Origin of the sequence: Desulforhopalus singaporensis (assembly GCF_900104445.1) — a bacterium.
Taxonomy (GTDB): Bacteria; Desulfobacterota; Desulfobulbia; order Desulfobulbales; family Desulfocapsaceae; genus Desulforhopalus_A; species Desulforhopalus_A singaporensis.
The window spans coordinates 1-11,437 of sequence record NZ_FNJI01000059.1; the positions used below are offsets into that span (position 1 = coordinate 1).

Annotated in this window: 8 protein-coding genes and 2 pseudogenes; 6 read left to right on the plus strand and 4 right to left on the minus strand. The window is 40.0% G+C overall.

The genetic code is table 11. From position 1 onward, the window contains the following. Window positions 1-348: 348 nt before the first annotated feature. Window positions 349-1,620, minus strand: a complete 1,272-nt coding sequence (locus tag BLQ17_RS20695) for a hypothetical protein (RefSeq protein WP_143005589.1) — start codon at window positions 1,618-1,620, stop codon at window positions 349-351. Between the two features lie 386 nt (window positions 1,621-2,006). Between BLQ17_RS20695 and BLQ17_RS20700 the strand changes: the two genes are divergently transcribed. The 3 genes and pseudogenes from BLQ17_RS20700 to BLQ17_RS20710 all read left to right on the plus strand — a co-directional run bounded on the left by BLQ17_RS20700 (window position 2,007) and on the right by BLQ17_RS20710 (window position 6,174). After that, window positions 2,007-3,596, plus strand: a complete 1,590-nt coding sequence (locus tag BLQ17_RS20700; protein WP_092226043.1) for a recombinase family protein — start codon at window positions 2,007-2,009, stop codon at window positions 3,594-3,596. Between the two features lie 274 nt (window positions 3,597-3,870). Then, window positions 3,871-4,819: pseudogene (locus tag BLQ17_RS20705) on the plus strand (IS1595 family transposase). A gap of 152 nt (window positions 4,820-4,971) precedes the next feature. Beyond that, window positions 4,972-6,174, plus strand: coding sequence for a type IV secretory system conjugative DNA transfer family protein (locus BLQ17_RS20710; protein ID WP_092226044.1), 1,203 nt, complete (start codon window positions 4,972-4,974; stop codon window positions 6,172-6,174). Window positions 6,175-6,377: 203 nt separating this feature from the next. Here the strand turns inward: BLQ17_RS20710 and BLQ17_RS20715 are convergent, their stop codons facing one another. From BLQ17_RS20715 to BLQ17_RS22780, 3 genes are all read right to left on the minus strand, one after another. After that, a complete protein-coding gene (locus BLQ17_RS20715; protein WP_176761367.1) occupies window positions 6,378-6,902 on the minus strand; it encodes an ISAs1 family transposase in 525 nt (174 codons plus the stop codon). Then, window positions 6,893-7,360 (minus strand): transposase family protein, encoded by a 468-nt coding sequence (locus BLQ17_RS20720; RefSeq protein ID WP_092226045.1) that lies wholly within the window; start codon window positions 7,358-7,360, stop codon window positions 6,893-6,895. Before BLQ17_RS20720 ends, BLQ17_RS20715 begins: the two co-directional genes overlap by 10 nt. Window positions 7,361-7,653: 293 nt before the next feature. Continuing rightward, complete coding sequence (locus BLQ17_RS22780; protein ID WP_342674196.1) at window positions 7,654-7,896, minus strand: Druantia anti-phage system protein DruA; 243 nt, start codon at window positions 7,894-7,896, stop codon at window positions 7,654-7,656. Between the two features lie 221 nt (window positions 7,897-8,117). Between BLQ17_RS22780 and BLQ17_RS20730 the strand changes: the two genes are divergently transcribed. The 3 genes and pseudogenes from BLQ17_RS20730 to BLQ17_RS20740 all read left to right on the plus strand — a co-directional run. Continuing rightward, a complete protein-coding gene (locus tag BLQ17_RS20730) occupies window positions 8,118-8,480 on the plus strand; it encodes a hypothetical protein (protein ID WP_092226046.1) in 363 nt (120 codons plus the stop codon). Continuing rightward, window positions 8,470-11,145, plus strand: coding sequence for a type IV secretory system conjugative DNA transfer family protein (locus tag BLQ17_RS20735; RefSeq protein ID WP_092226047.1), 2,676 nt, complete (start codon window positions 8,470-8,472; stop codon window positions 11,143-11,145). Before BLQ17_RS20730 ends, BLQ17_RS20735 begins: the two co-directional genes overlap by 11 nt. Window positions 11,146-11,241: 96 nt before the next feature. Then, window positions 11,242-11,437, plus strand: a pseudogene (locus BLQ17_RS20740) (IS256 family transposase); the annotation flags it as partial.

The window sequence follows — 11,437 nt, forward strand, 5'->3', positions numbered from 1 at the left end:
GCTCTACCATGCAGTTATTTGAGGTAGATTCCATGGAGAGAGTCCTGCGGATAATAGTTTTTGGCAGCAAGGAGGCTTTCAAAACGTAATGGCTTCTTGCTCAACCCCAAAAACGTTGTTTCAAAGATCAAAGCCCCATGAAAAAATCATATTTCCATGGGAAAATGGATTGATGTGCCCAAGAAACAGTCAATTTTAGGAAAAAAAAGACTTCATCTCCGGATAAATCGTAGATGAAAGCCTTGCTCCTTTAAAATTCATCATGACAACCTCTGATACCTCATGAAGAGTTGCGTCTTTGGCGAATAAGTCGCTAAAACGGGAATAGCTGGTATCAGACACGCCAAATCAGACATCATATTTTTCAAAAAGAAATGTGATTTTGCTACCTTGTGAAGGGGCAACTATATAGTTGCCATTGCTTTTGATTGTTTTGATCCCAAGTTTTTTTCTGACGACATACCCAATCCATTTTGGAGTAATTTTTTTTACGTAATTATCGCCATACAACCGGAAGAATCTGTTTGCTATTACTCTGACTGTTAATTTTTTCTTTTCACCGAGCAACTGTTTAATCGATGATAGAACTTCAGCTTCAATCTCATTACCACGGTCAAACTTGATTTCGTCGTCATATTGTTTTGCCAGTTTTATGATATTTTTTCGAACGTCACTGTTGGATATTACTGAAAGAAGCGGAATAAAAATTTGATTTAATCTCGGCTCAATGTAATCCATTATAAGATCTTCATTAACTTTAATGCTGTTCAGATTTTTGAAACGGTAGTATAGGAGTTTGTTTCTGAGATTCCTGGCTTCCTCTTCGAAACTCTCAGGAAGAGTGACAGGTATATCTGACCTCAAATTTTTTATGGAAACATTTTCAGATAAAAACCGGCTCTCTAACGCCTTATCCTGATAATGACCTCTGGTTGCAATGATTTTCGGCCCATAAACATTAAATCCTTGGGGACTATACTCGCCATTCTTTTTCACCTGACAGCGAAGGATAGGGAATCCTTTCACATTTCCATTGTTTAAGATCTTAGTAATTTCGGCCTTTTCGTCAGAAAAACGAAAATCTGCTTCATCTATTATTAGCGTTCCATTGAATTTATCTAAAGAGTGAAAAAGTGAAGCCGATGATGCGCCACCGGAAGCGAAAATAGGTTTGTAACAAATTGAACCTAGTACCGTCAAAAAACGCGTCTTTCCGGAACCGAAATCACCGCACTTTCTCAAATATGGTAACTCGTTGAATGAATCATAAACCCAAGTTAACAGTACGTAATACGTAGCTATCTGTTCAAAGGTTAGTGAAAGATCTACGTATTTATGAATATATTCCTGGATTTCGGTAATAAGATGTACTTCCGATGAATATTCCTCTGGCTTGCTTGGGAAAACAACAATTTTGTGCTTGATTAGATTATTGTGTGGTGTGTATGGCACTAATAACGTCCCGTATTCTTCATATTTTTCAGTAATTTCAAAGCTGCCATCTTTCCAAACACAGAATGTAGTTTGCTTTTTTTCAGGGTCATGAAGCAGTTCAAATATTGTCCCATCCGGATATTTCCCTGATACCGATGGAATGTATTTTTTCCTGGTTTTATTCATATACAGATTGTACTCAATTCTCAATTACAATTTAGAGAAGGTAATTTTTGCTGGAAATGTAAACTATGCTCTCGTACTTTGTGGAAAACGCTAATATATCCGTCTTCTTTTCATCTATGCTGCTAATAAGATGAATGGGTGTTGCGTATTGACTTTTTCCAACAAGAGGAACCATTTGAATTTATTCGAGAGCTTTTGCAAGGAAGTTCAGAAGAAACAATCAAGGAAGCTCATGAACGATTTTGTGAGTATTTAAACCTAATGGTGAGGATATATAACAAAGGAGTTGAAAGGGACGAAATTGAATCAGAAACTGTAATTTGATACAGTACTACCACAAAGGGGTTAACGCATTATTAACCAACTGAAATTTAACAATTACATATATGGAGAAAGTTTATGGATATGTGCGCGTATCTACCCAAAAGCAAGGTGACGGTGTTTCTCTAATAGAACAGAAATCGGCTATTGAGGATTTTGCTAAAAAGAACAACTTGACCATTATTCATTGGTTTGAAGAAAAAGTTACAGCTGCCAAGGAAGGACGTCCCGCCTTTAACGAAATGATGGCGCTTCTCACGAGAGAAAAAGCTGAAGGAGCTTGTTTCCACAAGATAGATCGCTCTAGTAGAAATTACGGAGATTGGAACAGAATTAACATTTTGGCTGATGCTGGCATTAACTTTTATTCTGTCTCTGATGGAATTAATCTTTCCGATGAATCTTCACGGCTTCCTGCTGACATTTTGGCAGCTATGTCTACTCATTACATTAGAAATCTTCGTAAAGAAGTTTTAAAGGGATTTTATGGTAGATTAAAGCAAGGTTTTTATCCTTTGCCTGCACCTATTGGATACAAGGATATGGGAGGGGGTAAAACAAAAGAAATTGACTTGGTTTATGGACCACTAGTTCGAAAAACATTTGAACTGTACTGCACCGGGAAGTATGGAATTATTTCTTTGACCGAGGAGATGAATAAAAGAGGATTAAGAGGAAGAAAAGGGGGCAAGGTAACAAAGACTGGCATCGCGAATATTCTACGAAATCCCTTCTATATAGGAATGATGAAAATCAAAAGAACAGATGAAGTATTTGCCGGTTCACACAAGCCGATAGTTTCAAAAGTCCTTTTTAACAAGACCCAACAGATCCTTGATGGAAGAACACACAAACGTGTTATCAAACATGATTTTCACTTTAAACGGATGCTGAAATGTGCACACTGCAAGTATTCTATTATTGGAGAGCGTCAAAAAGGTCATATCTATTATCGATGTCACACTAAAGGTTGCCCGACAAAAACGATCAGACAAGAAATCATTGAGAATGTATTACGACAATTTAGTGCTGATATTGCCTTAACCGGCTCGCAGTTAGATGAAATAAGGGAAATAGCTCAAAAGTCACTGGAAAAAGGAAATGATTTCAGAAACAAGACTATTACAGAGCTTAAATTCAAAAAGACTGTCCTAGATGATAAATTAGATAAATTGACTGATGCAGTTATTGATGGATTGATCGACAGAGATATCTACCTCAGGAAGAAGGAAAAAATTATCTTTGAGCAAGTCGAACTTCAATCTAAAATTGAGCAGTTGAACGAGAAACAGGAAGTAGAAGACCACCATGTAGACAAATTCCTCGAACTGCTAAAAACAGCTTGTATAAAGGAAAATCAGCTAGAATTAGCTGATTTATCCCATATGGTAAATTTTGCCACCTCGAACCTCTTTCTAAATGGAAAATATATTGAAATAAAAACATATTCTCCATTTACGGAGGTGCTTAGAAACAAAAAATCTACCTACTGTCCACCGTGTCGAGACAGACCTCGAACCGCCGTGGCGAATGATACCGAAGACGGTACATGGGTCAGATACCGAATCGACATCAAAAAACAAAAAACGCCTAAAGGAACAATAGATCTTGAAGAAATAGCCAAGAGTTTGATTCGAAGTATGGCAACACTTTGAATCACCAACAACCACTATCACTCTAGCTACTATGTTTTCTATCACGAAGACCACTCTAAAACGGGTGGTCTTTGTGTTTTTCCTACTGACCAGTATGTACGAAAAGAGAAAAGTCAGAAGACGGTAAAATTTGCTGACAAACAGAAATTTACCTCAAAATGATATTTGATTACCACCAATCTTCAGCTAATGAAAAAATTCTGTAGGGGTATCACTATATGATATCCCTGGCATGACATAATATCCTCAAGAACAAAAAACAGGAGGATCCGTTATGCCAAGAAGCAAAATTCAATTCCAAAAAGGCCTGAGTTTGAGAGAATTTGTTAAAAAATATGGTACCGAAGAGCAGTGTCGGGGGCTTCTTTTTAAGGCTCGATGGCCTGACGGGTACCGATGCCCGAAATGCAGTCATGAACAGTACTATTATGTTCAGATACGTCGTGTATTTCAGTGCCACCAGTGTAGACACCAGCATTCTATCATAACTAATACTATCTTCACATCATCTAAGTTACCTCTAACTGTCTGGTTTTTAGCTATATTTTCCATTACTTAGTCAAAAGAAGGTATGGCTGCTTTGCCTATGAGCAGATACCTCGGAATTTCCTCCAATGCAGCTATAAGGACGAAACACAAACTCCAAATGGTCATGAAACAAGCCGATGACGTCCAGCCTCTCTTTGGCCTTGTCCAGATTGATGACGCTTACTGGGGAGGTAAACGGAAAGGATGTAAACGAGGGTGAGGCGCTGCAGGTAAGAAGCCTATGATCGCGGCTCTCAGCAGAGATAGTAAAGGGTACCCCCGTCATATTCGATTTAGTAGAGTCGCTGGGTTTCCTTCTGACGAGATTAAGCGCTGGTCGGAAAAGCATCTTGCTCCAAAATGTGCAGTGTTCACAGATGGACTTGCCTGTTTTCAGAAGTCTCGATCTTGTTGGAAACTATCATTGGGCGTTTATCACTGGTGGAGGTACTGACAAGAAAAGCAAAAAACTGTTTAACTGGCTCAATATCATAATCGGCAACCTGAAAAACTCTGTCAGAACCACTTATCATGGTATTGATCACAAACATTTGCCTCGTTATCTCGCTGAATTCTGTTACAGGTTTAATCGACGTTTTAAATCAGAGCTGATGATTGAAAATCTCTTTTATCACGCTTGTAAATCATCACCGATTCCTCAGTACAATTTATCGCTTGCTGAAGATTGGTGGTAATCAAAAATATGTTTGTTTAGTGATTCCGGTCAGTTTTCTTGCCCAACAGCTAAACCAAAGCACGTTTCTTGTTGTGCCGGAAGGCATATTATTACGTATTAAGCAAAATCTTCCACCTTCAACCTGGCGATAATATTTCACACAATAAAAAAATGAAAACAAAAAATGAAATATCTTTTTTCGCAAAAACTAATCACAGAAATTCCAATCAACCGTTCGGCATCAAACAAACCGATCGGATTTCCCATACATATATCATAGGTAAAACAGGAACAGGTAAAACTACATTGCTGGAAACGAAAATAACTCAAGACATTCAATCAGGCAGAGGCCTTGCTTTGATTGATCCACACGGCGATTTGGTTGAAAATATCTATCAAAACATTCCTGAAAGTAGAAGAAATGATGTGGTATACATAAACGTACCTGACAGTTCAAATAGTTGGGGATATAATCCGTTAAAGAGAGTCTCTATTGCAAAAAGGCCTTTGGTGGCCTCTGGTATTCTGGAAATCTTTAAGAAACAGTTTGATTCCTCATCTTGGGGAGTCAGGATGGAACACATTTTAAGAAATGTGCTCTTAACCTTATTAGACCAACCTAGAGCAGATTTTTCATGTATTCCTCATATACTAAATGATAAGGCGTATAGAAAGGAAGCGATTCAGTGTGTTACCAATATATCGGTGAAGGAGTTTTGGACAGATGAGTATGAAAAGTATCCTGTCTATTTACGAGCTAATGCAATCGCCCCTATTCAGAATAAGATTGGAGCTTTTTTAGCTAACCCTACTGTTAAAAGAATACTAGTTCAACCTAAGAAAGAAATTCACGTGCGGCACATAATGGATAAGAAGAAGATTCTACTTCTTAATTTATCTAAAGGAATCATCGGAGAAGATGCCGCGCATCTACTAGGGGGATTGTTGCTAACTTCCGCCGGTTTAGCTGCATTTTCCAGAGCAGATACAGTAGAAGAAGATCGTATTCCTTTTATGATGTATGTGGATGAATTTCAAAATTTCAGTACGCTTAGCTTAATCAATATGCTCTCAGAACTCAGGAAGTACAAGGTTGGCTTGATTTTAGCCAATCAGTACCTGCATCAGCTTGAGAAAGATATTCGTGAAGCAGTGTTAGGTAATGTTGGTACGATAATATCATTTCGGTTAGGCCCACATGATGCAAGATACATGGCACAAGAATTTTATCCTACCTTTAATCAAGAAGATATTGTCAATCTTCCTAATTATATGATATACCTTAAATTAATGATTGACGGAATGCCTTCTAAACCTTTCTCTGCCAATAGTTTGCGAAAAGAAGACCTTGGCACCAGGGCTAATTTATTCTAACTGACAACCTCGTGTAAACCATGACTTTTTCCAGGTATTTTAAAATAACTGAAAACCACCATGCGCGGAGAAAAACTCAGTTGCCGTGTTTTTTAAGCTACATTACTCACACCCTTGCTTTTAATGAGGCTGATAGCGAATCGCCTTAAACGAGTCAAATTTTCCGGACCGTAACCTTTGGAGATTCTGCTGCGATCCTCATCTTAGTTCCAGTCGAGGATGTAGTGGCAACAGTTTTCGATGCTCCAATGCTGACGGTTGTCTGCCAGGACCTGTGCTGCGGTGGCCAGATCCTGCGATTTACTGGTGACCCCATAGGCAACTACTCGGGTAGTTTTTCCGCTTTTTCTATTGTGCCTGAGTCGTTCGACCTTGAAGGCCTGTGCGACATGCGGAAAGTTCAGATGTGAATTAAGTTCTGTGGTTAGCCATATTTTTATTGTCTCCTTGCGGCCATGGGCGGGCTTGTCATGGACCGTGTGGTTTGGCTCCCAGTAGACGTTTTCAAAAAATGTTTCGAGTTCTTTGTAAAGTTTTTTCTGGTTATTCTTGGCAGTGAAGTGGTAATGGGCGTTTCGTTCTTCAACGATGTATCGAGCCAGTTTACGCTGGGTGAGTAGAGCATCGGCAGTGATGGTTTTGCCGGAGATATCTATGCAGTCGAGGAGGGAAATGGCAGTCTTGATTTCGTTTGTCTGTTTTTCTTCGTCGCTCCCTTCTACTGGCAAGGTACCAACTTTTTTGGGGTGTAGCTGTGCTTGCTCTGGTACCCAACGAATCCCATGGTATGTGTTTGTCTACCATTTTCGTCAATGGCGTTGCGCATTATCTTGCCGTCGATCGCCAGGCTTTGGTCGATAACGCCGTATTGCGCATTCCAGCACTGCAGGGCCTGATCAAGCTCAACCGGATCAACCCGAATCATTACGTTACGTATGGTGCTTTCACTGGGAACACTATTTTCACGGTGACTGAAGTAGCAACCGAATCTTGCCCGAGCTGTGGGAGACAAAGCTTTTGTCCAATCTGCGATGGACTTGTAACTGGGCATCCCGCATAAGATTGCGCCGGCGGCTAGAGCCAGCACGACATGAACATAGTGCGGTCTGCCTTGGGGACGGCGGGGATCTCGAATCTTTTTGAAGAATTCAGGGAGTGATCTCATTTGATCGGCGGTAAGTTTCATTCATTGCTACTCCTTTTATATACTGTTGTGGCAATGAGGGGCCTGATAATATGCGACAGGCATTGCGCTGTAAGGGGGGTGACAAAAACAAGCTTGGAGGTTTTGCGAGTATTGCTGTAGCCGTTATGATACGTTGATATCCTTTTTTATTACCGACAAACTGCCATTTTGCCGCGCGATAGATTGTGCCGACAAAGCGAGTGGGATCGACAAAGGTTCCCAGCATCAGCAGAGGGAAACAGAAACGTGTCTGCCAGTCGCGTTGGATTCGATTTTTGAAGAGGGAAAGAGTCTTACTGGCGAGATTTTTTGTAATGGTAGTTGGGTAGTATCAGGAATCGTGAATTGTTGGCTACCAGGTGATGCTGGTCGTACTGCAGGCGATGCCCCCAGCCGATCCAGTGATCCCGAGCAACGCATTTGAGTGCAGAAGCACTGAAGCTGAGCAGACTGAGCCATTCATTATTGAGAGTAGCAACATACCAAATTGTGTTGCCGATTTTCGACAATGCTACAAGATAATGATATTGTTGCATTAACTCTTGGAATCTGGCTTCTTCGGAAGGTTCAACTAGACGAACAACGATTTGTGATAAGTTCAAAATAGTCCTCATGCATGAATACGTTTTGCAAAACTATGCCGTACATGCAATGACATGTCCAGTTTTATAGGTAAAAGATTGGATTTGTAGTATAATTTGTGGAGGTCAAACTAACCCTGACCTTGGCACACTCAATTAAACAAGGAGGTACTTTAATGAAGCTTATTTTGCAGAAAGATCAGAAAAAGGGACTTACCGGAAAACTCAAGTTCATAATGGAAGCTAAAGCGGAACTCACCGATGAAGAGTCTGCAAATCTCTCCAAGTACAAAATGGGAAAGGCCATGCTGTATACAAATCTTGAAAAAAGAGGGTCCGGTGTACTAGGGATGATTTCAAGGGCTGCCATGGGCATCGAAATAACCGTTGACGATCTTGTAAAGGGTAAAAGAGTTGAGTGTAATGACATCATGGAGATGTTAGCTCTGAAAGATCAAATGGAGGAAGCTTGTAAAAATTTTAAGATGATTTTAGACACCATGGCAACGTTTGGCGGAGAAGAGGTCATTGAGTACTGAAAGAAAAATCTGGTTTGAAAAATTTTGGTGCTGGATAGTAGACGCCCTCAATACCCCAAAAATCAGGAGCATACGTCCAGCCACCAATTTAAAAGAGTTACATCAGGTATATAACACCACCGTTGCCATTTATGATGAATCTGTTTTTCCTGATATAGATCGAAATAACCTGGCAGTTAAAACATTAATCAAAGCTTGTGAGAATGCAGGATTACAACCAAGCGTAGAACTCGTTAGTCCTTTCTTTGATGCGTTTTTGGAATTTGTTGAAATGGATGAATTCTTTGACAGACCGAAACTGGATCTGGAACATGAGTATGCTTGGTCTGAGCAGCTTGAGATAAAAAAAAGACTTCGTCGTTTTAAACGAATTTATTCACAGAATGAGGCAAATCTGGAGCGTTGGACAGGTGTTCTTTGCTCTGTATTTGAAGGTATATATCGTTCACTACCCAACCAAGTAGACTTTGCAAAAAAAGACACTTCATTTTTTCTCATTGATTTTATTTATCTAATCGAAAATCCAGCTGAATGTATTGAATACATACTATCGGTTATCTGCAATCAGGAGGTGGAAGAAAGTTGTCTGTTTTACAATCTTAGAGAACAGTTCGATCAAAATGCAATAGATTTTTCTGGCATTGATCTTTCTAATCCAAAAGACACTAAACCTTTTATTCTTCCGACAAAATCCAAACTAGAGGCATCAGAGCTAGTAGATAAGTATCTCGCCTATTCTCCCTTTGAGTCAATCTTTTCTTACCTTTGTCCGTTTAGCATTCCTATTCAAGCTCGTTTTGAACATTGCCATGTTATTGGTGGTACCGGACATGGAAAAACACAGCTTCTACAATCATTCATCCTTGATGATATTAAAGCTAAACGTGGATTTTGTGTAATCGAGAGTCAGGGGGATCTAATCAATAAGATCACCATGCTTCCTCACTTTGATCCAACCGTCAATGGAAGCTTAGCAGAAAAGCTCATACTTATTGATCCAACAGATACAGATTTTCCAGTCTGTCTCAATATGTTTGCCTTAAACGCCAGGGGTATGTCAGGGTTGTCAAACACTCAGCGAGAAATGCTTCTTAACGCCACTGTTGATCTCTATTCATACATGTTTGGAGCTCTCTTTGGTGCAGAGCTTACCCAGAGACAAAGAGTGATCTTCAATTATTTAGCTCGCTTGATGATGGAAATTCCTAATGCCACCATTCAAACACTTCGGGAGTTAATGGAGGATGGTAAGAAGTACAAACCATACATGGATGCACTTCAAGGTTCAGCGAGAGCGTTTTTTCAAACCCAGTTTTTCTCGAAATCCTTTGCTCAAACAAAAAAACAGGTCTTGGCTCGCCTTTGGGGAGTTTTGTCCAATGCGACTTTAGAAAGAATGTTTTCTAATACTGAAAACAGAGTTGATCTCTTTAAAGCCATGAATGAGGGTAAAATAGTTCTTATTAATACCGCAAAAGATCTTCTCCGCAAAGAGGGCTGCCAGATACTTGGCAGATTCTTTATTGCTCTTTTGGGGCAAGCAATCCTCAGAAGGACTTCGATTACTGAAGAGAATAGGAAGCCGTTTTTTGTATATATAGATGAGGCACATGAGTATTTTGACGAAAGGATAGACGAACAGCTCAATCAAGCAAGAAAATACAAAGTTGGATTAACGCTTGCCCATCAAAACCTGGATCAGCTTGACTCTTCTCTCAAAGGAACGATGATGTCCAGCACGAGTATCAAGTTGGCCGGTGGTGTGAGTAGCGGTGATGCTGTTCAGCTAGCGAGAGAAATGCGAACCACTTCAGACACTATTCTTCATGCCAGAAAAGAAAATGGGTACACAGAATTCGCTTGCTGGATAAAAAATATTACATCCAGAACTATTCCAGTCACCGTTCCGTTTGGATTACTTGAAGGCCTGCCGGTTTTACCACAAAAATCCTACACAGAATTAATTGAACGTAATCGAGCCAAGTATTGCCGTCCAGCAGAAGAAATAGTCTTTGATAATCTTGAGCCAGTAGTAGAAAAAGAGCAGGATGATGCACCTTCAATTGATAAAGTTTCCGATGCAGAAGAACAAACAGTACCTCCACCCCCTGTTAAGCAGAAAACTGTTCCGGAAAATCTTGAGATTCCCAAAACCGGCAGGGGTGGCCCACGTCATCGATACTTACAGAATCTGATTAAGCATGTAGCCCAGGAGAAGGGTTTCAAAGCGATTACTGAGCAAGCTGTTTTTGATGGTGCCGGAAGTGTTGATGTATCCTTAGAAGGAGAAGGGAGGAAGTTTGCCGTTGAGATATCAGTTTCTACAGATTCTACCTGGGAAATGCAAAATGTCTCTAAATGCTTGTCAGCCGGATATGACCAGCTGATTCTTCTAGCATCAGAGAATAAACAGCTTGATAAACTCAGGCGCGCTGTTACATCCGCTTTTCCTGCTGAAGTGAAGGAAAACCGAATTATTTTTCTGTTGCCGGATTCATTTATCTCTTTTTTGAATGACGAGAACGCTAAGTCAGCACAAAAAACTAAAACAATTCGGGGGTATAAAGTGAAGGTTAATTATTCCACAGTATCGTCACGGGAAGAGAAAACGAAAAATAAAGCTATTGCTAAGGTAATAATGGAATCGATGAAAAGGATGAAGTAGGAAAGGTGAGAGAAGTTATGAACTCCTTGTGAGGGTGTTCAAAATTTTGTGTCAGTAACTGAAAGCTGATATATTCAGCGACCAAAGGAGACTGACATGACAGAAGAAAAACCAGAATTTGATTTTCAGCAAGCTCTTGAAGAGCTCCAAAAAGGCAAAGCCCTTCTCGGAAAAGAAGGAATCCTCACCCCGCTTATCAAACAGCTGACCGAAGCTGCACTGGAAGCAGAGTTAGATACTCATCTGAGCCAGGAGATTACCGGTAATCGTCGCAACGGCAAGAGCAAAAAAA

What these genes read in the sequence shown, in the direction of transcription:
- BLQ17_RS20695 (WP_143005589.1), bottom strand. Translation starts at nt 1,620, where the DNA reads ATGAATAAAACCAGGAAAAAATACATTCCATCGGTATCAGGGAAATAT.
- BLQ17_RS20700 (WP_092226043.1), top strand. Translation starts at nt 2,007, where the DNA reads ATGGAGAAAGTTTATGGATATGTGCGCGTATCTACCCAAAAGCAAGGT.
- BLQ17_RS20710 (WP_092226044.1), top strand. Translation starts at nt 4,972, where the DNA reads ATGAAAACAAAAAATGAAATATCTTTTTTCGCAAAAACTAATCACAGA.
- BLQ17_RS20720 (WP_092226045.1), bottom strand. Translation starts at nt 7,360, where the DNA reads ATGAAACTTACCGCCGATCAAATGAGATCACTCCCTGAATTCTTCAAA.
- BLQ17_RS22780 (WP_342674196.1), bottom strand. Translation starts at nt 7,896, where the DNA reads ATGCAACAATATCATTATCTTGTAGCATTGTCGAAAATCGGCAACACA.
- BLQ17_RS20730 (WP_092226046.1), top strand. Translation starts at nt 8,118, where the DNA reads ATGAAGCTTATTTTGCAGAAAGATCAGAAAAAGGGACTTACCGGAAAA.